Raw genomic sequence first — 24,523 nt, 5'->3', positions numbered from 1 at the left:
ATCTATGCGGGAACAGCGATCAAAAAACCCCGCCGCGCGAGAGGCGCAGGCGGGGTGGAAGGATCAACCGATGAAGTCCTTATACCCGGCTTCATCCATGTAATCGTCCATCGGCGACAGATCGGAGGGTTTGATCTTGAAGAACCAGGCATCGCCCTGCGGATCCTCGTTGATCTTGCCAGGGTTGTCGGCCAGCGCCTCATTCACCTCGACGATCTCACCGTCCAGCGGCGCCAGAATATCGGAGGCGGCCTTGACGGATTCGATCACGACGATCTCATCATCTTTGGACACTTCGGTGCCGACCTCGGGCAGTTCCACAAACACGACATCACCCAGCTGCTCGGCTGCGTGGCTGGTGATGCCCACTGTGATCAGATCGTCGCCTTCCGGCAGCAGCCATTCGTGTTCTTCGGTAAATTTCATCGGTCTCTTCCTTTGGAGGTGGCGCTGGCGTCAGCGTCTGCAGCGGCCCGCCCGGTTGGACGGTCGCGGTTTGGTGGTGGTGATCTGCGGCATCATGGGAGTGATATCGGCGGCCTCTGCCCCGTCCCGACCGAACAGGTCGACGCAGGGCAGGTCGACGCAAGGCGGGCCAGCGCCGGGGACCCCGCGCACATCGGCGCGGGAGATGTCTGGTTGTCCCGAAGTCTCAGCAGCCATGCCGATCCATCCCATGCGTTTCAGGGCCGGTCCGATCCGTTGTGGTGGCATGGTCCCGGCATCAAATCGTACGCGCAGGCCATGCCTGCACGATGTGATGCCCCCTCTGTCCCTTTGCCTGAGATCGTTATCCCTTCGGCGCCCCGATGTGGTCAGGGTCTCTCCAGAGTGTGTTGCGCCTGCGGTCCCTGTGGCCTGAGAGTTTCCGGGGCGGTTGCTCCTTCGGCACCAAAGTCGGCGGTCAATTGCCACCGCGCTGGTTCTCCCGCATACGCCTGTATACGCTAGCAATAATATCGTTTCTCTTCAAGCTGCAATGCCGCCGTCTGGTGGCATTTCCGACAGGTGACATCGCCGAATCCGACAGTCATCAAGCGATGGGAGATGAGGGCGAATAAGTATCAGTAAAGATTGAAATATTCAGCCTGCTCCCATTCGCTGACGGTATCCAGATAGCGGGCCCACTCAACCTCTTTCAGATGGGTGAGATAGTCGACCACATCCTCCCCCAGCGCGCTGCGAAACAGCTCCGATGAGGAGAAGGCCTGCAAGGCCTGACCCAGCGAGCGCGGCAGCTTCTCCGCGTCATCAGAATAGGGCGACGCAGTCGGGGCCGGCGCCTGCCTGCCCGCCATCAGCCCCTCACTGCCCGCGATAATCTGGGCAGCCAGTGCAAAATACGGGTTGGCGGTGCTGTCTGGCGCCCGGTTTTCGATCCGGCTGGTGGGATCACCGGGCCGCATAAGTCCCCGCAGCATCGCGCCACGGTTGTCTTCCCCCCATTGCACCCGATTGGGGGCCAATTGATAGGGCAGATAGCGTTTGTAGCTGTTCACGGTTGGCGCCACCAGAATTGAGGCGGCCTCCGCATGGGTGAGCAATCCTGCAATCCAACCGCTGGCTTCGGCGGTCAGCACGCCCGCAACCTCTGGCATGAAGAGGTTGCGCCCGCTCTGGGTGTCGATCAGCGATTGATGGATATGCCAGCCATTGGCCATGGCATGGTCCTGCCGGGGCTTGGCCATGAAACTGGCATGCAGCCCGTTGGCAGCGCAGACCTCCTTGGCCATGGTACGAAACATCACCATGGCGTCGGCCTGCGTCATCGGGTCAGCGGGATCGAAGGTGAACTCGAACTGGCTCGGCCCCATCTCGATTTCCACGGTGCGCACCGGCAGGCCCAGCGCCTGCGCATGACGCCGCAGGGCATCCAGAATGCCCTCGGCCTCAGCGTAGCGGGTTTCGGTCAGATACTGATACCCCTGGATGAGGTTGCGCGTCTCAACAGGTGCCCCTGGCATGCCCTGCTGGGCATGGCCCAGCGCAGGGTCGACCCGTTCAAAAATCTGAAACTCAACCTCCAGCCCGACCACCGTCTGAAGCCCCTGCTCCGCCAGCGTTGCCACCGCACGCTCCAACACATGGGCTGAACCGAAGGGCACGGTTGCGCCGTCGTGAAAGGCCACATGACAGAAGATCCAGGCCGAATGCGGCGACCATGGCAGCACCCGAAAGGTCTCAGGACGCGGCACCAGCAGAACGTCACTGGCACCCTGCATCGGTGTCACCACCTCCTCCGGGTTTTCGCTCCACACCGGGAAGACAGTGCGATGCGCGGTGTCTTTCAGCAGCAGCGTTGAGGGCACCGCGATCCCCTGCTCGAACAGCGACCGCAGACCGGCAGCAACCAAGGTCTTGCCACGCAGAATGCCGTGTTGATCGGCAAACAGCACCCGCACAGTTTCCACCCGTGCGGCCTCGCATTGCGCCAATACCGCCTCCGCATCATGACAGGCCTGGTCCGAAAGCAGCCCGTTGCGCGCCAGCGCGCCTCTGTTGAGCGATGTTGTCATCTTGTGATCCGGCCTTCTTCCTGTTCACGCCTCCGGGCACTACTGCTGAACCGCCGTCATTTGTGACGTTGCGTCCAGTGTCCGCTATTGCCCACCTGTTGCACTGCTTTTGTTATGCAACTGGATAATTTAAGCTTGAACTAAAAAACTAGTTCAGGTCCAGTCTCTTATCAGGAGCCAAACGGAAAAACTGCAAATTTCGCAAGGATTTCCGCATGTAGCTGAAGACCGGAATAAACATACTACCCAGAGTGGCGAAAACAGGAACATCAGAAACACGCCGATCATGGCGCAGGTCCACTGGCGGTCGCGCCATAGGCCCAGAGGCAGCGCGGTGAGCCTGTTTGAGTGCATGTTTCGGTGACCGGAGGGGCGCGCTGCCGCGTATTTGTGGAAGAGACAATGAGTGAACAAGACCGAAATATTTCCTCCAGCTTTGCCAAGGGGCTGGCTGTTCTGGCTGCATTCGATGCTGCAACGCCAACGCTGACGCTGGCTGATATTGCCCGGCGCACGGGTCAGGACCGCGCCACCGCGCGGCGCGGGGCGCTGACGCTTGTGCAGGCGGGTTATCTGCGCCAGCAGGGCCGTGTCCTGTCGCTGACGCCACAGGTGCTTGCGCTGTCGGGCGGCTTTCTTCAGGCCAATCAGTTTGGCCGCAAGGTGCAGCCGGTGCTCAACCGTCATGCGCGCAGTCTGGGTGCGGAAATCACCCTTGCAACGCTGGATCAGGGGCGCGTACTGCTGCTCGCACAGTCCACTGTCGAACATGCGCCTGTCACTTATGGATTTACGGCCGGCGCACATATCCCGCTGGTTCACACCAGTTTGGGCCGGATGCTGATGGGGTGCCTGCCGGAAGAAGAAGACGCTGAAACGCTGGCGACTGCGGATATACCCCGCCATACCGAACAATCGCTAACCCAGCCGGATCAGATCCTTGAGCGGGTCGCAACGGCGCGACAGCAGGGGTATGCAGTCACCGACAGCGAGTTTGAAACCGGCATTATCGGCTATGCGGTGCCAGTGTCGCGCCCGGAGCAACGGCCGATTGTTGTTGGCAGCTCATCTCCGCGTGGGGTGAACCCGGCGCAGGATACCGAACAGTCCCTGCGGGCCCTGCAACTTTGCGCCGCCGAACTGCGCCAGAGCCAGGCGTTGGCGGACCTCTAACCAGAGATGCGGCGAATGGGGGCAGATGCGCGCGCGGCCCTGTTTCACGATTCGCCTCTGTTGCCGCCAGTCACGCGCCTGTCGTCCGATATTCAAAATTTCGCGAAGGATGTTATCCGCAGCGCCCCCCTTGGAGCGCCCCGCGCAAGCCCGCATAAATGCGGTGTGCATCACGAAAGGACCGCCGATGACCGCGCCGCGCTATTACACCCCTCAGGGAGGCCACCCCGGTCAGGAGCAGCTGCTGACCGACCGCGCCATGTTCACCGATGCCTATGCGGTCATCCCCAAGGGAACGATGCGCGATATCACCACATCCTATCTGCCGGGTTGGCAGGGCATGCGCATGTGGGTCATCGCCCGCCCTTTGAGCGGCTTTGCCGAGACTTTCTCGCAATATATCGTCGAGCTGCAGCCCGGTGGCGGGTCCGACGCCCCCGAACATGACATCGCCGCACAATCCGTGCTTTTCGTGACAGAGGGCGAGATTAGTCTGACCCTAGACGGGGCACAGCACACCCTGACGCCGGGCGGTTATGCCTATATTCCAGCAGGCGCAGGCTGGACCCTGCACAACAACAGCAGCAACGCGGCAGGGTTTCACTGGATCCGCAAACGCTGGGAGGCGGCGCCGGGTGTCGAGAGGCCCGCGCCGCTGATCACCAACGAGCGCGACATTGCCCCGACAGTGATGCCGGACACCGAAGGCCGCTGGGCAACCACCCGCTTTGTTGATCCGGCGGACATGTCCCATGATATGCATGTCACCATCGTGACCTTTGAACCCGGTGGCGTCATTCCGTTTCCGGAGACACATGTGATGGAACACGGACTCTTCGTACTGGAGGGCAAGGCCGTCTATCGCCTTAACCAGGATTGGGTTGAGGTGGAGGCAGGTGACTTCATGTGGTTGCGCGCCTTCTGCCCGCAAGCCTGCTACGCTGGAGGGCCGGGGCGCTTCCGCTATCTGCTTTACAAAGACGTCAACCGGCATATGCCGCTGAGCCCACCGCGCTAACCAAGGGCACGCACAACCATTGCCAGAATGCGCAGCACCGTTAAGGTGTCAGGAGAACCTGAACCCTTGAACGCGGGCCGGTCCCGGCCCGCCCAGATGGAGCCTGCGCCCATGTCGATCTTATCTGCCGCGTTCACAGTCTTGGCTCTGGGGCTATCGGCCCTGCTGGCGGGTCTCGGTAGCCATCACAGACAATCAGCATCTCTTGTCGCTTCTGCCCGGCCAAGGCCCGGACCCCCGCGCAGACGATCAGCGCGGCGCGTGGTTGGTCTCGCCCTCGTGGCCGCCCTCGGCCCCGCCATGCTGACCCTGCCCACCGCAGCCGGTGCCGGATCAGACCCGACGGCGCAGGTGAGCGTGGTTCAGGTTCTGGGTCGCAGCTGGCATGTCGCCCCGATGGCTGAAATGCAAAGCGAGAGCGGTCGTCTCAGCTCCGGGCGCTACATGGCGCAGCGCCAGAATGCAGAGCTTGATCCGCTGCGCCCACCTGCGGTTCTGACCGCCAAACAGGCCGTCCGTGCGTTTTACGCGGCAACCGGTTGCCGCGCACGGATCGACACCATGGTCCGCTCGATCAACGGGACATATTTCGCAAATCTGGTCTGTCATTAGGCCCCGGTCAGACGGGCAGCGGCCCATTGAAACACGACGCGGGAAAATGTGACCGAAACGGGGGGCCGATTGCCGCTGTTGCGGATTGAGCAGGATGCCACGCCCTGTCATAGCTTGGCCATGAAACTTGCCATCAACGGATTCGGCCGCATCGGCCGCGCTATTCTGCGCCAGATCCTGACGACGCCGCGCGGTGCCGGGATTGAGCTGGTTTGCATCAACGATATCGCGCCCTTGGACATGTGCGCCTATCTGTTTCAATACGACAGCACCTTTGGCCCCTATCCTGACCCGGTGGAGATCGACGGCGACAGTCTGCGCATTGCCGACCGCGTGATCCGCTTTCACCAGAGCGCTGATCTCAGCAAACTGGACCTGTCGGGTGTTGATGTGGTGCTGGAATGCACCGGCATCGCGCGAACCTCGGATGTGGCCGGGCGCGGCCTGTCTGCCGGGGCGCGCAAGGTGCTGATCTCAGGCCCCTCCCCGGCGGCTGAACGTACGGTTGTTCTGGGCGCAAACGAGGCGGATCTGGGGGATGGCAGGATCATCTCCAACGCCTCTTGCACCACCAATGGGCTGGCACCGCTGGTCAAACTGCTGGACGCAGAGCTCGGCATCACCAGCGCCCATATGACCACGATCCATTGCTATACCAATTCACAACCGATGGTCGATGCACCGCGGGGGGATTTTGCCCGCTCGCGAGGTGGCGCGCTATCGATGGTCCCGACCACGACCTCGGCGACCCACCTGATCGACGAGGTGCTGCCGCATCTGGCGGGCCGGATCAGCGGCGCTGCTGTACGGGTCCCCACTGCCAGCGTATCCGCCGTGGATCTGGTGGTACAGACAGAGCGCCCGATGCAGGGTGATCAGGTTCAGAAGATCCTGCGCGCCGCCGTTGAGGCCGCCCCGGTGCTGGGCTGGACCGATCAACCGCTGGTCTCGTCTGATCTGCGGGCGCGCCCGGAATCTCTGGTTATTGCCGGACCGGAAACCCGGGTGACGGGCCCCCATCAGCTGCGGATGTTTGGCTGGTACGACAATGAATGGGGGTTCTCCGCGCGGATGCTGGATATGGCTCGGCTGATGGCTGGGGACACATAACAAGCAAAGCCCTACCAGACCGGTTTGGTATCTTCTCCACAAAGAATGAGGGCCGCGCAAATCTGCTGCGGCCCCTATTTTCTGTTCTGACTTAGGCCAGTAGCGTTATTCCCCCGGCAGGCTGCCCCGGCCCTGACCGGAAAGGCCGCCGGAAACCTCTTCCGTGGATTCGCTGGCAAGCTCATGTGGCAGCACCAGGTTCAGGACAATGGCGATCAGCGCCGCTGGCAGCAGGCCAGAGGTCATCAGGATCCGCAGCGTGTCCGGCAGATGCTGCACCGCGCCCGGCTCCAGCTGCAGCCCCAGCCCGATGGAGAGTGAGATCGCAAAAATCACCATATTGCGGCGGTTCCAGTCCACATCCGACAGCATCGAAATCCCGGCGGCCACCACCATGCCGAACATGACAATGACGCCGCCGCCCAGCACCTCAATCGGAATGGTGCGAATGATCGCGCCGACCTTGGGCACCAGCCCGCAGAGGATCAGGAACAGCGCGCCAATTGTCACGACATGGCGGCTCATCACGCCGGTCATGGCGATCAGGCCAACGTTCTGGCTGAAGGAGGTGTTAGGCAGACCGCCAAACACACCCGCCAGCGCAGAGCCGAAACCATCAGCATAGGTCGCCCCGGCGATTTCCTTATCCGTGGCTTCCCGGCCTGCACCCCCACGGGCGATGCCGCTGACGTCCCCGACGGTTTCCACCGCCGAGACCAGCGCCATGAGGCAAAAGCCGAGGATCGCCGCTGCGGAAAACTCGATCCCGTATTTGAATGGCACCGGCAGCGCAAAGGCACTGGCGCGCGACCAACTGTTGCCGATCGCCTCAACCGTGACCATCCCCATCGTCATTGCATAGAGGTAGCCCACGATCAGCCCCAACAGCACCGCCGAGATCGACAGCATCCCACGGGCGAAGAATTTCAGCCCCAAGGTGACGATGATCACCACCAGCGCCGCTGACCAGTTGAGCAGAGATCCATATTCCGGAGTGCCAATCGCAGGCACGCCGCCGGCCGCGTATTGGATCCCGACCTTGACCAGCGCGAGACCGATCATGGTGACCACCAGCCCGGTGACCAGCGGCGGCAGGGCAAAGCGGATGCGCCCGATGAAAAGGCCCAATACCGCATGAAACAACCCGCCGATCAGCACGCCGCCAAACAGGGCGGCCAGCGCGTCAACTCCCTTGCCCGCAACCAGCGGGATCATGATCGGCAGAAAGGCAAAACTGGTGCCCTGCACAATCGGCAGCGCCGCGCCAACCGGCCCGAGGGTCAACGTCTGCAGCAGCGTCGCCGCGCCGGCAAACAGCATCGACATCTGGATCAGATACAACAACTCGGGAAAATCCGGAGAGTTCGAGCCAAATCCAAATCCCGCCGCCCCGGCGACGATGATGGCAGGGGTCACGTTTGATACGAACATCGCCAGCACGTGCTGGATGCCCAGAGGCACCGCCTTTGCCAGCGGTGGGGTGTAGTTGGGATCGCGCAGCTGGGCTGGCGTTCCGATTGAGCCGTCGGCCATGGATTTGTCCCTCTCTGTTGATATGCGGTCTGTTGGTCCGTCTTGGTTTGCGGTGTGTCAGCACTCTCGTTCGGCGGAGTGCCTTATGGGAAAGAAAAAGGCGCAAGGCCCGGTGGGGCGCTGCGCCTTTGTTTGTGCGGTTACGGTCGGATCACCTGATAGGGGGTGTCGAACCAATGCTCTTCCAGATTGGCCCCGTCGCCGATCCGGTCCACCACGGCAAACAGCCCCGGTGCGGTCAGCGGCGTCAACACCCCGTGCCAGGTGCCCCGATGGAAGTTGATGACCTGGCCGGGCCGCGTTTCAAAGGCCAGCGGCTCCCCCGGTGCGCCGCCCGTGTCCGGCGCGACGATGACCAGAAATCCGGTCTCGCTCATCGGGATGAAGGCCTGGCTGCCCTGCGGGTGACGTTCTACCATTAACAAAGGCATCGGCAGCGCGCGCGGTTCAGCGTTGAACAGGCTCAGCCCCGCGTGGCCGGTGCTGAAGTCCAGTTGCGCGCGGTCGTGGTATCGCCCACAGAGCCCTTGATTGATGATCTTGTCCGGTGCCCCGCTGCAATCGACAAGATCCCCGAAGGGGACAAACCCCTCAGCGCTGATGGGTTGGATTGCAACGGTTTTCATCGCGGGTCCCCGCATATTGGGCACCCAAAGAACGATAGGCAGGTCATGGCAGCAGATCCTTCAGCCGGAATTCCGCGATACGTTCGACCTGTCGGCAGGCTTCGGCAAATTCGCAGGCCCGATCATGGCTGATACGTCGCTCAAAGGCGGCCAAAATCGACGCCTTATCATGGTCGCGCACTGCGATAATGAAGGGAAAGCCGTGTTTTTCCACATAGGCCGTGTTCAGCTGCGTAAACCGTGTGCGCTCCGCGTCCGTCAGCGCATCCAGCCCGGCGGAGGCCTGTTCATTCGTGCTTTCGGCGGTGAGGCGCTTGGCAGCGGCCAGTTTGCCCGCCAGATCCGGGTGCGCCGTCAGCACGCCCAACCGCTCCTCCTCGCTGGCGGAGCGGAACATCCGACAGAGCGCATTATGCAGCCCCATCGCACGATCATGCGCGGGCCCCAGCTCCAGATCATGGGCCCGTTCAGCAATCCACGGCGAATGTTCGAAAATACCGCCATACGCCTCGACAAATCGTGCGCGGGTCATCTGGCTGGGTCGCTCGCGACGCTGATGCGGATGGGTTTTGGCCCAATGGTCGGCGATATCGATGCGACGCGGACACCACACGCCGTCAAAGCCCCGGATATAGTCGATAAACCGCTTCAGCCCCGCCGCCTTGCCCGGGCGGCCGATCAGACGGCAATGCAGCCCGACCGACATCATCTTGGGCGCGCCCGCCTCGCCCTCGGTGTGAAGAAGGTCAAAAGCGTCCTTCAGATACTGATAGAACTGCTCTCCGGTGATGTAACCCGGCGCCGTGGCAAAGCGCATATCGTTGGCTTCGAGCGTGTAGGGGATGATCAGCTGATCCCGCGCGCCCACTTCCAGCCAATAGGGCAGATCGTCGTCATAGGTGTCGGACACGTAGTCAAAGCCGCCCTCTTCAGCCACCAGACGCACGGTATTTTCACTGCAGCGCCCGGTGTACCAGCCGCGCGGCCGCGTGCCGACAACCTCCGTATGCAGGCGGATCGCCTCGGCAATGGCGGCGCGCTCCTCCTCTTCGGCCATGTCTTTGTGTTCGACCCATTTCAACCCGTGGGAGGCGATTTCCCAATCGGCGGCCTTCATCGCGGCGACCTGTTCAGGTGCCCGCGCCAGGGCGCTGGCCACGCCGTAAATGGTGACGGGAATATCCGCAGCAGTGAACATGCGGTGCAGCCGCCAGAAGCCGGCCCGCGCCCCATAGTCGTAGATCGACTCCATGTTCCAATGTCGTTGTCCCGGCCAGGGCGCCGCACCGGCGATATCGGACAGAAACGCCTCCGACCCCGCATCGCCGTGCAGGATATTGTTCTCGCCGCCCTCCTCAAAGTTCAGCACAAACTGCACCGCGACCTTGGCCTTGCCTGGCCAGGCTGCATCGGGCGGCGTCGCGCCATATCCGATCATATTGCGGGGATATCTGTTCATTGCCGGGGGCCTCTTTGCAAACGACTATCAGTCATTAATATGGCAGAAGATCATCGCGATTTTTCAAATATTCCCGAATACACTATCAGATCTCACAGGTTTGCAGCCCCCGGCCCCATCGGGCAGAGGTAGCGCGACAGCAGGAGGATACAGAATGACCACAAGGACCGAGCCCGGCTATCTCACCACACATGTGCTGGACACCGCCCGGGGCTGCCCGGCGGCCGGGCTGCCGATCCGGCTCTATCGGCTGGACGGGCGCGGACGGACGGAGCTGGCCAGCATGCTGACCAACGCTGACGGGCGCACCGACAGCCCGATCCTGCCAAAGAAAGATTTTGTGACCGGCAGCTATGAGCTGGTGTTTGAGGCCGGCGAGTACCTGCGGGCCAGCGGGCAGGCCTCCGGTGAAGTGCTGTTTCTGGATGAAGTTCCCATTCGTTTTGGCATCACAGATGATAGCGCGCATTACCACGTACCCCTGCTGCTGTCGCCGTTTGGATATTCCACCTACCGCGGCAGCTAAACGCCGCCGCGCCTTGGCGCGGCCACGCCCAACGGCAGCGGCCCTCCGGCAGGAGGGCGCCAGCGGGCGGGAGGGGCTGTTGCCCTAGGCGGGTGGCGTCTCCGCCTGATCAGCCCCGGAACCGTCATCCATGGTGCGATCCGACTGGGCCCCATCGGCGCGCAGTGCCGCAGCCAGCCGCGCGGTCATATACTCCATGAACAGGCGCGTCTTGGGGTCCTGATGGCGACGGTGCGTATAAAGACAGGCCAGCTGCACCGGCACCGGCGGTGTTGCCTCGGCAACCGGCACCAACCGCCCAGCCGCCAGATGTTCGGCCACTTCGAACAGCGGTTTCAGCACCACGCCCTCACCTGCCAGCGCCCAATCGGTCAACACATCGCCGTCGTCACATTCATAGCGACCGCTGACCGCAAAGCGGCGCGGACCCTCGCTGGTCTGCAGTAGCCACTGAAACTCACTCGCCCCCGGATAGCGCAGGTTCAGACAGTCGTGATCCTCCCGCAACAATGCGGCGCCGTCCTCTGGCATCCCCCGTCTGGCCACATAATCGGGTGCTGCACACAGCACGCGCTGGCAGTCGGCAATTTTGCGGATCCGCAGGTTGCTGTCCTCGGGCTGGCCAAGGAAAAACGCCAGATCCAGTCCCTCGCTGGTCAGATCCACGGCCCGATCGGACAGGCGCAGACGCAGGTTGATTTCGGGGTAGGTCGCCAGAAACTCCGGCGTCTGCGGTGCCAGCAACCGCCGCCCAAGCCCCAGAGGCGCCGCCACAAACAGGGTGCCACGTGGCGTATCGGTCAGATGCATCACCTTGGCCTCGGCCACATCGACCGCGTCCAGCACCGCAACAGCCCCGTCATAGAAGGCGCGTCCCTGCTCGGTTGCGGTCAGATTGCGGGTGGTGCGCTGAAACAGACGCACGCCGAGGTATTCCTCCAGCTGCGATATCCGCGCTGAGGTCACAGCAGGCGACACCCGGAGGTCACGGCCAGCCGCCGACATCGACCCCAGTTCATAGACCCGGACAAAGGTGCGGATATTGTCGAGATAAGACATGACAGAGGCCTGCGATTGTTCCAGAATTTTTGATACAGTTTGGCAGTATATGGGAATACCGAAGAAACCCCGGTTTGCCTAGTGTGGCTGGGCCGCATTGTCCCTGGTGTCTTTGGCATTCATCCAATCGTCGGCGATGATTTTTACCCTGCCCAGGCTGATATTGGCCATGAGAGGCGACAAAGGACCGGATTTGAATGTTTGAGCTGTTGATGATGTGGGATTGGCTGGGCTTTGCCATCCGTTGGCTGCATGTGATCACCGCCATCGCCTGGATCGGCTCCTCGTTTTATTTCATCGCGCTGGATCTGGGGCTGCGCAAGGCACCGGACCTGCCGGTGGGCGCCCATGGCGAGGAATGGCAGGTCCATGGCGGCGGCTTCTATCATATACGCAAGTATCTGGTGGCCCCGGCCGAGATGCCCGATCACCTGACCTGGTTCAAATGGGAGAGCTATATGACATGGCTCTCGGGGTTTGCCCTGTTGATGGTGGTCTATTGGGTCGGGGGAGAGCTGTATCTGATTGATCAGTCCAAGGCAGATCTGGCGCTGTGGCAGGGGATCCTGATTTCAGCCGCGACGCTATCAGTTGGCTGGCTGGTCTATGACCGGCTGTGCAAATCAGGCCTTGCCGAGCGTCCGACCCTGCTGATGGTGCTGTTGTTCGTGATGCTGGTGGCGATGGGCTGGGGTCTCAATCAGGTGTTTACAGGTCGCGCCATGATGCTGCATCTCGGTGCCTTTACCGCCACCATCATGACAGCCAATGTGTTTTTTATCATCATGCCGAACCAGCGCATCGTGGTGAAGGATCTGCAGGAAGGCCGCGCGCCTGACGCCAAATATGGCAAGATCGCCAAGCTGCGCTCAACCCACAACAACTATCTGACGCTGCCGGTTGTTTTCCTGATGCTGTCGAACCACTACCCGCTGGCGTTTGCCAGTGAATACAACTGGCTGATTGCGGCGCTGGTGTTCTTGATGGGCGTGACCATCCGGCATTACTTCAACACCCGCCATGCTCGCGCCGGGGATCCCACCTGGACCTGGCTGGCGACAGCGCTGCTGTTCCTTGGCGTGATCATCCTCTCCTCACTCGGGCTTGAGCATGAGGGCGACGATGCGCGGGAAGAAGCGGCGCTGAGCGGCACAGCGCTGGCCATGGCCAACACCGAGGGCTTTAAACAGGTGCATGAGATCGTCATGGGGCGGTGCAGCATGTGCCACGCGCGCGAGCCCTTCTGGGACGGCATCCGCACCGCACCCAAGGGTGTGCTGCTGGAAACCGAAGCGGATGTGGCGCGCCGTGCGGGCGAGATCTACCTGCAGGCCGGGGTGACCCACGCGATGCCGCCGGCCAATATCACCTATATGGAACCAGAGGACCGCGCCGCAATCCGGGCCTGGTTCCGCGCAGCACAAATGTAAACTGCCCCTGCAGCGCCTGATCCGGGCCATTGACCCTGCGCTCACATCCACAGGCCGGAACACATTGCCCGCTTTCAGAGAGTTGAATGGAAAATATCCGGGAACTCTTCATGCTCCATTGACGTTACACTCCGGGTTTGCCCTATGCTAGGTGTGATCCCGGTCCCCATGCTTACCAACGGCACCAGATATCCGGCGGTGGCTCAGGGCCGATTTTGTCTGTTCGGAGCCTCTATGTTCTACTGCCGCACCTTCCTCCGCTCCGTTCTTGATATCTCCCGCCATGGCCGTTTGGGCCGGTTTGGTCGCGGCATGATCTGCGCTGCGAGCCTGAGCCTTGGCAGCGCTGCGGCACTGTCGGCAGCGGAGACGCGGCTGGTGGCCCCCGGATCAGACGGTGATTTGCGTGATCTTTTGCAGGATGCCTCCGCGACGCTGGCCACCAGCGCCCGGGGAGAGACCGGCGTTCAACCCTTGATGGCCGCAGCGCTGTCGGATTACCGGACGCTGGTTCAGGTGCTTTATGATCAGGGGTATTTCTCGCCGGTGGTGCAGATCCGCGTCGACGGACGCGAGGCGGCAAGGATCCAGCCGCTGAACCTGCCGCGCGAGATCAAATCCATTGAGATCACAGTGAAAGCAGGGCAGAAATTTACCTTCGGCACCGCCGAGATCACCCCCCTGCCGCAAAAACGCACTGTCGATATTCCCGAAGATTTTGCCACCGGGCGCACCGCAACCACCGCGGTGCTGCGCGATGCGGCCAACGCAGGGGTTGAGAACTGGCGCTATGCCGGGCACCCGCAGGCAGAGGTCGGCGGCCAGTCAATCACCGCCAACCATGTTGCGGCACGGCTTGATGCCCGTTTGCGACTGGCGCCGGGACCGCAACTGCGCTTTGGCCGCTTACAACTGGCCAATCCCTCCGCCGTGCGGGCGGAGGCGATTCAGCGGATCGCTGGCTTCCCGACCGGTGAGGTGTTTCACCCCGATCTTCTGTCCAGATCCGCAACCCGGCTGCGCCGCACGGGCGCGTTTTCCGCTGTCACCATTCGCCCTGCTGAACGCGCCAATTCTGACGGCACCCTCGATTACGTCGCCCGGATCGAAGATCAACCGCCTCGGCGCTTCACCTTTGGGGCGGAGCTGAGTTCCTCCGACGGGCTGGAGGTGAGCGGCTCTTGGATGCACCGCAATCTCTTTGGTGGCGCGGAGCGGCTGAGGTTTGAGGCCCGGCTGTCCGGGATTGGCAGCGCCAATGACCTCGACGGGCGTGTCGCTGTGCGTCTGGATCGGCCTGCCGCCTTTGGCCCCGATGACAGCCAGTTCTACCTGCTTGAGGCAGAGAAGCTGGACGAAGAGCATTATACCGCGACCCGTGGACTGGGCGCCGTGGGGGTCCGGCGGGTCTATTCCGATGAACTCTTTGCCGAGGCGGCCCTGGGGTTTGAGAGCGTCCTGGCCGAAGATGTCTTTGGCAAGCGCCGGTTCAAATATCTGGTCGGGCAGCTGCGGGCGGAATACGATGGGCGCGACAGCAGCCTGAGCGCCACCAGCGGCTATTATCTTGATGCCCGCGCTGTTCCCTTCATCGGGTTTGATGGCAGCAAGTCCGGCCTGCAGCTGAAATTCGACGCCCGCGCCTACAAGGGGTTTGGCAGTGATGACCGTATCGTGCTGGCGGGACGGCTGCAGATGGGATCGGTGATCGGCCCGTCGCTCTCCGAGGTGTCGCCGACCCTGCTGTTTTACTCAGGCGGTGCGGGCTCCGTGCGCGGGCAGGAGTTCCAATCGCTGGGTGTGCCTGCGGGGGGTGGCACCTCAGGCGGGCGCGGGTATCTGGCCCTGTCAGGCGAAATACGGGGCCGTATCGGTGAGAAGTTCACTCTTGTGGGGTTCTATGACGTCGGCTTGGTAGACGCGGATAGTTTTGTCTCCTCGGACTCGGCCCGCCATGCCGGGGCCGGTGTTGGCTTGCGCTACGACGTGGCCGGGATTGGCGCCATTCGTCTGGACCTTGCCTATCCGGTGGACGGTGGCAGCGACGATGGATTGCAATTCTATATCGGCATAGGACAGGCATTTTGAAACATCTCCTCGCAGCCCTTCGCCCTGCCGCCCTGCTGTCGCCACTGCTATTTGCGACCACGCTGACCCTCGTCCCGACGCAAACCTTGGCGCAGGAGCGCGAAGAGTCCGGCGGCCTGTTGGTCGATTTTCTGGAAGACACACTCTCCGGTGAAAGCCGCGCCATCCGCGTCACAGGACTGGAGGGGGCGCTGTCCTCGCAGGCCACGCTTGAAAAGCTGACGGTGGCCGATAGCGAGGGCATCTGGCTGACCATTGAGGGCGCTGAGCTGGACTGGAACCGGCTGGCCCTGCTGCGTGGCGATTTCTCCGTCAATACTCTGAAGGCAGATCGCATCCATGTTGCGCGCGCCCCGGCTGCACCGCTCGAAGACCCCGATCTGCCAACCCCCGAAGCAGCGCCATTCCAGCTGCCCGAGCTGCCGGTGTCGATCAATATCGGCGAAATCAAGGTGGGGCGTCTCACCCTTGGGCAGGATCTGATCGGGGTGGCAGCTGTGCTGAGCCTTGATGGTTCCATGAGCCTGGCCGATGGCACGCTCGACAGCGCCTTGCAGATTGCCCGCCTTGATCGTGACAGCGACCGGCTCGACCTCAAGGCGGGGTTTGCCAATGACACCGGCACCATCACCGTTGATATGATCCTGGAGGAGAACGACGGCGGGCTGGTTTCCACCGCATTGGCCCTACCCGGCGGCCCCGACATCCGTCTTGCCCTGCAAGGCAGCGGCCCGGTTGAGGATTTCAGCGCCGATCTGACGCTGGACACCGATGGGACACGCCGCATCGGCGGCACCGTGGTGCTTGCGGCGGCGGGCGATCCCCCTGCGGACCCGACCCAAGGCAGCCGCCCGATCGGATTTCGCGCCGACCTGAGCGGCGATATCACAGAACTGGTTGATCCGGTTTATCAACCCTTTTTCGGCCCCGATATGCGGGCCCGGCTGCGCGGTCAGACCCGTGCCATGGGCGGTGTCATGATCGATGATCTGGCCCTCACGACGCAGGCGCTGGACATCTCAGGCTTTGTAGAGGTTGCCGCCGGTGGGGCGTTGGAAAGCGCCGATTTGCGCGCCGATGTGACCCCGCCGCCCGGACAGGAGGCCGTCGTATTGCCGGTGGCGGGCGGCTCCACCACCGTCACGGACCTGTCCCTGCGCGCGGAAAAACCGGCGGGGCGCGATTGGACCGTGGCCGCACAAATGGAACGGCTCAACAATCCGGGCCTGCAGATTACCCGTGCTGAATTGGAAATGACCGGCACCCTGGATCAAAGTCAGGGCCTTTCACTGGATGGGCAGATCGCAGCTGCCCTGACCGGACTGGTGCCAACAGATCCCGCGCTGGCTGAGGCTCTTGGCAGCGCGCTGACCTTTGACGGGCGGGTGACCACGGATGGCCCGGGGGCGCTGCGCATCACCGATATGCTGCTTTTGGGCACAGACTATGGTGCCACCGGCGCGGTGACCATCGACGGGCTGGAAAGCGGGCTGCGGATTGCGGCCGATATCGAAGCCAACGCCCAGAACCTCGCCCGGTTCTCAGACCTCGCCGGGCAATCGCTGAACGGGCGGATGACAGCCACCGCTGTCGGCTCTGCCACCCCGCTTTCGGGGGCGTTTGACATTGATCTGTCGGTGCTGGGGCAGGATCTCTCCGCCGGGCTGAAACCGGTTGACGACCTGATCGGCGGCACCACCACAATCGCACTGAAGGCCGCGCGCGATGAGGCTGGGCTGCGGATTGACCGATTTGATCTGGACGCAAAGGCGCTGACCGCACAAGCCAACGGGCAATTGGGCAGCACCTCTGGCCGGCTCTCCCTGGGGGCAACCTTGAAACAGCTGGAGAAAATCCTGCCACAGGCCCCCGGCCCCTTAGCGTTCAGCGCCGAGATCACCCGTGACAACAAGACGTTTTCTGGCGTTGCAGAGCTGCGGGGGCCCAAATCCTCACGTGCAGAGCTGACCGGTCAGATGACGACCAACGGCGATAGCGATCTTCAGTTCGATGCGGCAATCAACGCGCTGGAACGCTTTGTGCCCACCCTTGCAGGCACCCTGAGCGCCAAGGGCACCGCCAGCCGTCGCGCCGGGGTCTGGACATTTGATGGCGCCGCTGAAGGACCGGCAGGATTATCTGCGGATCTTGATGGCACGGTCTCCGAGAACAAGGGCGACGCCGATATCACCTTTGACGCGCTGGTGGCCGAAGTGCAGCGGTTTGTGCCCGGACTGCCGGGACGGTTGACCGCCGAGGGCACCGCACGCCGCCGAGACGGGGTCTGGCAGATCAATAGCCGCGCCATTGGCCCTGCAGGTGTCACCAGCACCGTCGCAGGCAGCTGGGACGAGGTGCAAGGTCGCGCTGATATCGATGCCAAGGGGCAGTTGCGGTTGGAAGGGTTGAACCCGTTCATTTCCCCCAATCTGATCCGCGGCCCGGCACAATTTGATCTGTCGCTGAAGGGCGAGCCATCGCTGGCAAATCTGAGCGGTCAGATCCGCACCAGCGGTACCTCACTGGCCATTCCAGCCGCAGCGCAGCGGATCGATGCCATCAACGCAACAGTCTCTATCGCGCGGTCCAGAGCCAATATTCAGCTGACAGCTGCGCCCCGTGATGGTGGCCAGCTGCGTGTCAACGGACCGGTCGGATTGATCGCGCCCTTTGATGCGCAGTTGCAGATCGCCCTGGCCAATATCGGACTGAGCGATCAACTCTCCTATGAAACCGAGCTATCCGGTGCGCTGACGCTCTCCGGTGGTCTGATCGGCACCAACCGCCTGTCCGGGCGGATCGATGTGGGCGAGACCAATATCAACCTGGCCACCGCTGGCGGGTCTGTGACCGCCGCCCCAATCCCCGACATACGGCATCAGGGCGAACCCGCCGAGGTGCGCCGCACCCGTGCCCGGGCCGGTCTGATCGACAGCGGCAATGGTGGCAGCGGCGGGTCCGGCCGGACTTTGCTGGATGTGCTAATCAGCGCGCCAAATCGCATCAATGCCCGTGGGCGCGGTGTGCGCGCCGAACTGGGTGGCCAGATCCAGCTGCGTGGCAGCACCGCCAATCTCGCGCCCGCTGGCCAGATCAGCCTGATCCGGGGCACCTTCGACATTTTAGGACAGCGGCTGGCGCTTGATGAGGGGCAGATCACCCTGCAGGGCGATTTGCGGCCATATCTGCTGCTGCGCTCTTCGGCTGCGACCTCCGAAGGCACCGCAACGCTGGAACTCTCCGGCCTGATTGACAGCCCCTCCATCAAAGTGACGTCCGACCCCGAACGTCCCAGTGAGGAGGCGTTGGCGCTGTTGCTGTTCGGGGACAATATTCAGGATCTGTCACCGCTGGCGCTGGCCCGGCTGGCCGGATCGGTCGCCACCCTCAGCGGACGAGGTGGCAGCAACCGCGCCGAGGGCAAGCTGCGGGACGAAACCGGGGCCAGCAATGTGGAACTCGGGCTCGACAACATCGGCGCCGGGCTTCTGGATATCGGCGGCTATGTCTCGGAGAACGTCTATACCGATTTCAACGTTAATACCCGCGGCGACAGCGAGCTGAGCATCAATCTGGATGTCAGCAAAAGCCTGACCGTCACGGGCAAGGTTGATGGCGAGGGCGAAACCGGCGTTGGTCTGTTCTTCAAGCGCGATTACTGACGCGCGCTCTCACCCGCTGAGGTGCGTCAGCTGCCGCGACCGGCTCTTTCAATCGCGAAACGTGCTGCACCGCTAACCCCGGCGGCATCATCGGTGATCAGCCAGAGCGGCGTGGTTTCACAGCGGCTCTGCACGCCGGTGGCAGGTTGCAGGAAACTGTTGAGGAACACCTCACAGGCAGGGGTGCCAAGAATGCCCCGCGCTACGCTGCCCGCAAAGAAGATCCCCTGCCCCGGCATATAAGTCGGCACCAGCTCGCGGGCAAAATCCCCCAAGAGTCGCGCCCAACTGGTGACGGTTTTGGCCGCCGGGCTGTCACCATCGGCGAGATAATCCGCCACGATCTGCGCGCCACCTTCAGCGGCAACACCGTGCAAGGCCTGATGATACCGCACCAGACCCCGCCCCGAGAACAGGTCTTCGTTGGTGGCAAATTCACCTGCCCGAGCGCCGAGCAGATCCGTCAGCCCACGGGCAACGGGGGCCGACAGGCTGGTGTGGCCCATCTCGGCCTCTGCAGTGTGGCCATCCACGGAAAGCGACACGTTGAAGCCGGTGCCGATGCCCGCCACCAGCGCCTGTGTGCCCCGCTGATGCCCCGCCCGCAGCGACGACAGCTGGCCCGGGATCAGTGCAGGCAGCGAATGGCCAAGCGCGGCCAGATCGTTGATCACATCCACCCGCGCGCCCGCACCCAGCTGCAACTGCTGCGCAAGATCCGCGGCGGTACCCTGCCAGTTGCGGTTGGTCAGCTGATATTCATTGCCGTAAACCGGCCCTGCCACGGCAATACAAGCGCCAGCCAGCGGCGGCAGATCCGGCTGGGCACAATAGGCCGCCAGAACATCATCCAGACTGGAAAAGCTATCATTGGCAAAGCTTTGCAGGGCAGTGACCCCGATTTCAGGCCCGGCAAGGGCCAGCCGGGTATTGCTGCCGCCCACGTCGCCAACCAGCACTGTCATATCCGAGCCCATGTGCTCTGCCTTTCTGAATGTCCGAATTTTGCGAGACACTGCCGTATTCAGAGCCGAAATGCAATTCTGCGACAGTCATAATTTTAGCGCTAACATTGCAAGCGCCTCCCCGCAATGTGCTTGCCACAGATGGTTGTTTTGCACAGTTTGGAGTTGTCAGACAGGAGCTCCGATGACCGGCACGACAGATCCCTCCCGCACAGCGGCCCCGGTCCCGTCCGGCCCAATGGCTGGCCGGGTGCTGTCGCGCCTTGCGGGTTGGGTCGACAGCAAGATCGGCCTGCCGTTTGACCGGTTGCGCTTTCGCGTCTCACTCCGGCATCTGTCGGGACCCCGGAAAATTGACCTGCCGCGTGAGGCTGTGACCGTGGTCGCGCTGGTCCGGGATGGCGCCTATTATCTTGATGTGTTCCTGGCCCACTACCGCGCGCTTGGGGTGTCGCATTTTGTCTTCTGCGACACCGGATCAACCGATGGCACGCTGGCGCAACTGGCGCAGGAATCAGATGTTTCCGTGCTGCAATCCCGCCTCCCCTGGGGGCGGTTCGAGAATATCTTTCGCGGCTATGCAGCGCGCAGATTCTCTGCGGATCGCTGGTGCCTTTTTGCCGATATGGACGAGATTCTTGACTTCGAGGGACAAGCCCAGCTCGGCCTGAGCGGGCTTCTGCGCTACCTCAACCGGCATGGGTATAGCGCGATGATGGCCCAGATGCTGGAGATGTTCCCGCAGGCGCCGCTGCGGTCGGTGGCGCAGCAATCCTACCCTGAGGTACAGCGAAGTTTTTGCCATTACGATATCAGCGCCGCTCGCGCCCTGCCCTATCATGATCCGGCGACTGGCTTGGGTTTTTTCCTGTCCCAAAACCAGATCCCCGATGCGCCCCCGCCCAAGATGCAGTTTGGCGGCATACGCGGTGCTGTCTTCGGGGAGCGCTGCTGCCTGAGTAAACACCCGCTGGTGTTTATCGGCGCGGACATCGACCCGGCGGTGCATCCGCATGTGTCGGCCGGCGTCCGCGTAGCCGACACAATGGCAGTGCTGAAACACTATAAATTTGCCAATGATCCGATGGCGCGGGATCAGGCCTCGCTCGCGGCGGACGCCATCCCTCATGGCGAGGATGCGCTGCGGGTTGCGGGCTTTGCCAAGAGGCCTGATCTGACCTTGTGGTCGCAAACTGCGCAGAAATACGATGGCCCCGAAACCGGACCTGCAGCGCTGCGCACGGCCGGATTCTTGCAAGTTTCGGCGCGCTATCTGGCGGAGATCGCAGACTAATGCCTGATGTGTCCTCTCCCGCACCCCCGGCTCCCACGTCCCCCATCGTTGACGCGGTGGTGATTGGCCGCAACGAGGGCGCACGGCTGGTCGCGTGCCTGAACAGCCTGCAAGGGCAGGTCCGCCAAGTGATCTATGTCGACAGCGGATCAACTGACGGTTCGGTTGCCGCAGCCGAGGCGATGGGGATCAAGGTGATCAGCCTCGACATGAGCCAACGGTTTACAGCTGCCCGCGCCCGCAACGCGGGTATGGCCCATCTGGATGGCGACTGTGAGTACGTGCAGCTGGTGGACGGCGACTGCGAGGTGGTACCCGGGTGGATCGCCGCCGCAACCGCACGGCTGGAGGCTGACCCGGAGCTGGCGGTCGTGTGCGGGCGACGGCGGGAACGCCAGCCTGAGGCCTCAATCTACAATCAACTGTGCGACAACGAATGGGACACGCCCATCGGCCCGGCCAAGGCCTGTGGCGGGGATGCGCTGATGCGGCTGCGCGCCCTGCAGGAGGTCGGCGGCTATCGCAACGATCTGATTGCGGGTGAGGAACCGGAGCTGTGTCTGCGTCTGGCGCGGGCCGGCTGGGGCATCTGGCGGCTGGATGCGGAGATGACGCTGCATGACGCGCAGATGCACCGATTTTCGCAATGGTGGCAACGCAGTCGTCGTGCTGGTTTTGCCTTTGCCGAAGGTGCCGCGCTGCATGGCGCGGGTCCCGAACGCCATTGGGTTGCTGAAACCCGGCGTGCGTTGCTTTGGGGGGCCGGGATCCCGCTACTGATCCTGATACTCCTGCCGTTTTCAGGCTGGGCGCTGCTGCTTCTGCTGATCTATCCCGCGCAGGGTCTGCGCCTCTCGCGCAGGATGGGCCGCACCCGTGCCCTCTATTCCGTGCTTGGCAAATTTGCCGAAGCACAGGGCGCGCTGGAATATCACTGGCTGCGGCTGCGCGGACGAAATCGCGGGCTGCTGGAATATAAGTAACCTCTGAACGCCAACCTGATCAGGGGTGGCGCAGCCGCAACGCATGCAGCAGCTGGCTCGGAAGGATCGCCATGCAGCGCAAATACCGCGGCCCCAGACGGCGCGGGCTGCTCAGGGCGCGCCACAACCACTCCAGTGCCAGTGCGCGCACCCAGGCAGGCGCGCGTTTTTGGTGCCCACCGAGGAAATCCAATCCCGCCCCAATCGAGGCAAAGCCGACCTCCGGCGCCAGGGCGCGGCCACGGGCAGCCATGATTTCCTGCTTCGGCGCGCCAAGGGCCAAAAAACACAAACCAATCTGTTTGCGCGCCAACTCGGACAGAATTTTCTCCGCCTCCGCGCTGCTGGGATCAAACACACCCGAGGGCGCGTGACACCACGCCACCTCAAGCCCCGGCACCTCAGCCTGCAAGGCGCGCGAAGCATCCTTAAGTGCCAGGTCGGTGCTGCCCACCAAGGCGATTGGCACCCCGGCGCGGGCCGCCCAGCGACACAGGGGCACCACCATGTCCGAGCCGGGCATCAATGCCACGGGCCGTTGGGCCAGCTGCGACAACCAGACAATGGGGCGGCCATCCGCAACCACAAAATCCTGCGCGGCATAGGCTTTCAGAAACGCAGGCGAGCTGCGCATTTTCACCAGATGGTCGAGGTTGACCGTCGCCAATGCAAAGCCGCGGCGGGTTTGGAAATGCCCCATCACCGCCTGTTCGAGCCGCGCCGGATCGGCAATATTCACATCGATCCGCGTGTCCTTTATGTCAAAATACACCCGCTTCCCCCCAATGCGCCAGAACCAGCCTCCTCCTCGATCACATGGCCCCGTCTTCGTTTCAAGAGTTTACCTCAGAATACGAATGCGGGCGACAGCACAGACATCTGGAGCTAAAGTCATGATCAAGGGGGCAAATAGGAGCGTAGGGTCCGCACGCAATGCCAAATGCACTGGCCTATCTGATGCTGATCGCCTGGCCGGTGATCGCTCATAAGATGTTTCAGCGCCTGTCGTTGCAGCAGGCGATTTTGTGGTGCGTGATCGGCGGCTATCTGTTCCTGCCCCCCCTTGCCGTGTTCGACCTGCCATTGGTGCCGGATATGGACAAGGATTCCATTCCGGCTGTCGTTGCCTTTGTTATCTGTGCCTATATCCTGCGCAAACGGGTTGAGATCTGGCCACGCCATCCGGTGATGCGTGCGCTTGTGGCGATTTTTCTGGGATCAGTGATTGCCACCGTGGTGACCAATGGCGACCCGATTGTGTTCCGGGTGATCGAAAACGCCGAACCCATCGTCTTTCCGACCTACGCCCTGCCCGGCCTGCGCTGGCGCGATCTCGGCTCCGTGATGATCAACCAGATGATTGTGCTGCTGCCGTTCTTTCTGGCACGGCGCTACCTGTCGCATCCCGACCAGCAGCGCCAATTGGTGATCGTGCTGATGATGGCAGGGCTGGTCTACTCCGTCCCCTCGTTGTTTGAGATCCGCTTCAGCCCGCAGCTGAACACCTGGATCTATGGCTTTTTCCAGCATGATTTCAGCCAGACGATGCGCCAGGGCGGGTTCCGCCCCATCGTGTTCCTGCCACACAGTCTGTGGCTGGCGTTGTTCATGCTGATGTCGGTTCTGGCCGCCACAGCACTGGCCCGCAGCGCAAAGGATCCGGATAAACGCCGATATACCATTGCGGCGGTCTATCTCTTTGGGGTGCTGGTGCTTTGCAAAAGCATTGCATCGCTGGTCTATGGTCTTGTCTTCACGCCCTTTGTCGCCATGGCGTCTTACCGGATGCAGATGCGGCTTGCCTTGGCACTGGGCGTGGTGGCGATTGTCTATCCGATGCTGCGCAATCTCGGGCTGGTACCGGTGGATGCGATTCTGGCGCAGGCGCAGGCCTTCAGCCCGGAACGGGCGCAATCCTTGGGGTTTCGGTTTACCAATGAAGCGCTGATGCTGGACCGCGCCGCAGACAAGCCCTGGTTTGGCTGGGGCGGCTGGGGCCGCAATCTGGTGCGCAATCTGGAAAGTGGAGAGATCGAGTCGATCCCTGACGGGCGCTGGATTCTGGTGTTCGGCACCTTTGGCTGGGTCGGCTATATCGCCGAAATGGGCCTGTTGGCGGGACCGCTGGTTCTGCTGTGGCAGCAGGTGCGCCGTCATGCGGCGTCTACGCTGTCGCCTTTTGCAGCCCCTCTGGCGCTGATGCTGGCCGCAACCTTGGTGGACATGTTGCTGAACGCCACGCTGACGCCGGTGACATGGCTTTGTGCCGGGTCGGTTCTGGGCTATGCTGAACGGCTGCGATATCCGGGTCTCTTTACGCCCAAACGGCAGCTGTTCGATGGCAATCAGGCACTGGCCACCGCGCCACCAGCGCGCAAAAGGCGCAGCGTGCTATGATGCCGCATTCTCTTCGCAATTTTGGCGGGATTGGACACAATCCGTCCCTAACGATACCGTATATCTTTTGCA

20 protein-coding genes and 2 riboswitches are annotated in these 24,523 nt (G+C 62.4%); of the genes, 11 read left to right on the top strand and 9 right to left on the bottom strand.

Going from position 1 to position 24,523, the window contains the following annotated elements:
* Positions 1–63: 63 nt before the first annotated feature.
* The 3 genes from gcvH to D1820_RS15885 form a co-directional block, all read right to left on the bottom strand.
* Positions 64–426 (bottom strand): glycine cleavage system protein GcvH, encoded by a 363-nt coding sequence (gcvH, locus tag D1820_RS15895; protein WP_024098303.1) that lies wholly within the window; start codon positions 424–426, stop codon positions 64–66.
* A 30-nt stretch (positions 427–456) separates the two neighbouring features.
* Positions 457–663, bottom strand: coding sequence for a hypothetical protein (locus D1820_RS15890; RefSeq protein WP_162894110.1), 207 nt, complete (start codon positions 661–663; stop codon positions 457–459).
* Between the two features lie 102 nt (positions 664–765).
* Positions 766–834, bottom strand: a riboswitch (glycine riboswitch).
* A gap of 1 nt (position 835) precedes the next feature.
* Positions 836–941: riboswitch (glycine riboswitch) on the bottom strand.
* A 123-nt stretch (positions 942–1,064) separates the two neighbouring features.
* Positions 1,065–2,516 carry a glutamine synthetase family protein gene (locus D1820_RS15885; protein ID WP_118069728.1) on the bottom strand — a complete coding sequence of 484 codons (1,452 nt, stop codon included), beginning with the start codon at positions 2,514–2,516 and terminating at the stop codon, positions 1,065–1,067.
* Between the two features lie 402 nt (positions 2,517–2,918).
* On the opposite strand from D1820_RS15885, the gene D1820_RS15880 reads away from it, so the two are divergent.
* The 4 genes from D1820_RS15880 to D1820_RS15865 all read left to right on the top strand — a co-directional run bounded on the left by D1820_RS15880 (position 2,919) and on the right by D1820_RS15865 (position 6,429).
* Entirely contained in the window at positions 2,919–3,689 is a 771-nt protein-coding gene (locus D1820_RS15880) for an IclR family transcriptional regulator C-terminal domain-containing protein (RefSeq protein WP_118069727.1), read from the top strand.
* 187 nt (positions 3,690–3,876) lie between these two features.
* A complete protein-coding gene (locus tag D1820_RS15875; protein ID WP_199538270.1) occupies positions 3,877–4,707 on the top strand; it encodes a bifunctional allantoicase/(S)-ureidoglycine aminohydrolase in 831 nt (276 codons plus the stop codon).
* Positions 4,708–4,968: 261 nt separating this feature from the next.
* Positions 4,969–5,319, top strand: a complete 351-nt coding sequence (locus D1820_RS15870) for a hypothetical protein (protein ID WP_254683328.1) — start codon at positions 4,969–4,971, stop codon at positions 5,317–5,319.
* 120 nt (positions 5,320–5,439) lie between these two features.
* Positions 5,440–6,429 (top strand): type I glyceraldehyde-3-phosphate dehydrogenase, encoded by a 990-nt coding sequence (locus tag D1820_RS15865; protein WP_205521389.1) that lies wholly within the window; start codon positions 5,440–5,442, stop codon positions 6,427–6,429.
* A 105-nt stretch (positions 6,430–6,534) separates the two neighbouring features.
* Here the strand turns inward: D1820_RS15865 and D1820_RS15860 are convergent, their stop codons facing one another.
* From D1820_RS15860 to puuE, 3 genes are all read right to left on the bottom strand, one after another.
* Positions 6,535–7,962 (bottom strand): uracil-xanthine permease family protein, encoded by a 1,428-nt coding sequence (locus D1820_RS15860; RefSeq protein WP_118069724.1) that lies wholly within the window; start codon positions 7,960–7,962, stop codon positions 6,535–6,537.
* Positions 7,963–8,102: 140 nt separating this feature from the next.
* Positions 8,103–8,588, bottom strand: coding sequence for an ureidoglycolate lyase (locus D1820_RS15855; RefSeq protein WP_118069723.1), 486 nt, complete (start codon positions 8,586–8,588; stop codon positions 8,103–8,105).
* 43 nt (positions 8,589–8,631) lie between these two features.
* Complete coding sequence (gene puuE, locus D1820_RS15850; RefSeq protein ID WP_118069722.1) at positions 8,632–10,047, bottom strand: allantoinase PuuE; 1,416 nt, start codon at positions 10,045–10,047, stop codon at positions 8,632–8,634.
* Between the two features lie 154 nt (positions 10,048–10,201).
* Here puuE and uraH point away from each other — a divergent pair, with 154 nt between their 5' ends.
* Entirely contained in the window at positions 10,202–10,573 is a 372-nt protein-coding gene (gene uraH, locus D1820_RS15845) for a hydroxyisourate hydrolase (RefSeq protein ID WP_102897600.1), read from the top strand.
* A gap of 84 nt (positions 10,574–10,657) precedes the next feature.
* Here the strand turns inward: uraH and D1820_RS15840 are convergent, their stop codons facing one another.
* Positions 10,658–11,632, bottom strand: coding sequence for a LysR family transcriptional regulator (locus D1820_RS15840; protein WP_118069721.1), 975 nt, complete (start codon positions 11,630–11,632; stop codon positions 10,658–10,660).
* A gap of 197 nt (positions 11,633–11,829) precedes the next feature.
* Here D1820_RS15840 and D1820_RS15835 point away from each other — a divergent pair, with 197 nt between their 5' ends.
* The 3 genes from D1820_RS15835 (at position 11,830) to D1820_RS15825 (ending at position 18,812) form a co-directional block, all read left to right on the top strand.
* Positions 11,830–13,062 (top strand): urate hydroxylase PuuD, encoded by a 1,233-nt coding sequence (locus tag D1820_RS15835; protein WP_118069720.1) that lies wholly within the window; start codon positions 11,830–11,832, stop codon positions 13,060–13,062.
* Positions 13,063–13,206: 144 nt separating this feature from the next.
* On the top strand, positions 13,207–15,150 hold the full coding sequence (locus D1820_RS15830; protein WP_118069719.1) for an autotransporter assembly complex family protein: 1,944 nt from the start codon (positions 13,207–13,209) through the stop codon (positions 15,148–15,150).
* The gene (locus D1820_RS15825; protein ID WP_118069718.1) at positions 15,147–18,812 is read left to right on the top strand and encodes a translocation/assembly module TamB domain-containing protein; all 3,666 of its coding nucleotides are present in this window, start codon (positions 15,147–15,149) and stop codon (positions 18,810–18,812) included. The genes D1820_RS15830 and D1820_RS15825 overlap by 4 nt, the downstream gene beginning before the upstream one ends.
* Positions 18,813–18,838: 26 nt before the next feature.
* On the opposite strand, the gene D1820_RS15820 is transcribed toward D1820_RS15825, so the two are convergent.
* Entirely contained in the window at positions 18,839–19,789 is a 951-nt protein-coding gene (locus D1820_RS15820; RefSeq protein ID WP_096870628.1) for an ROK family protein, read from the bottom strand.
* A 172-nt stretch (positions 19,790–19,961) separates the two neighbouring features.
* Here D1820_RS15820 and D1820_RS15815 point away from each other — a divergent pair, with 172 nt between their 5' ends.
* Together D1820_RS15815 and D1820_RS15810 are read left to right on the top strand one after the other, a co-directional pair.
* A complete protein-coding gene (locus tag D1820_RS15815) occupies positions 19,962–21,071 on the top strand; it encodes a glycosyltransferase family 2 protein (RefSeq protein ID WP_118069717.1) in 1,110 nt (369 codons plus the stop codon).
* Positions 21,071–22,054 (top strand): glycosyltransferase family 2 protein, encoded by a 984-nt coding sequence (locus D1820_RS15810; protein ID WP_118069716.1) that lies wholly within the window; start codon positions 21,071–21,073, stop codon positions 22,052–22,054. The genes D1820_RS15815 and D1820_RS15810 overlap by 1 nt, the downstream gene beginning before the upstream one ends.
* Positions 22,055–22,073: 19 nt before the next feature.
* On the opposite strand, the gene D1820_RS15805 is transcribed toward D1820_RS15810, so the two are convergent.
* Positions 22,074–22,826, bottom strand: a complete 753-nt coding sequence (locus D1820_RS15805) for a WecB/TagA/CpsF family glycosyltransferase (protein WP_118069715.1) — start codon at positions 22,824–22,826, stop codon at positions 22,074–22,076.
* A 161-nt stretch (positions 22,827–22,987) separates the two neighbouring features.
* Between D1820_RS15805 and D1820_RS15800 the strand changes: the two genes are divergently transcribed.
* Positions 22,988–24,451 carry a hypothetical protein gene (locus D1820_RS15800; protein ID WP_102897607.1) on the top strand — a complete coding sequence of 488 codons (1,464 nt, stop codon included), beginning with the start codon at positions 22,988–22,990 and terminating at the stop codon, positions 24,449–24,451.
* Positions 24,452–24,523 lie beyond the last annotated feature (72 nt).

It is taken from the genome of Phaeobacter sp. LSS9 (assembly GCF_003443595.1).
Classification (GTDB): Bacteria; Pseudomonadota; Alphaproteobacteria; order Rhodobacterales; family Rhodobacteraceae; genus Phaeobacter; species Phaeobacter piscinae.
This window is presented reverse-complemented; position numbering and strand designations above follow the sequence as displayed.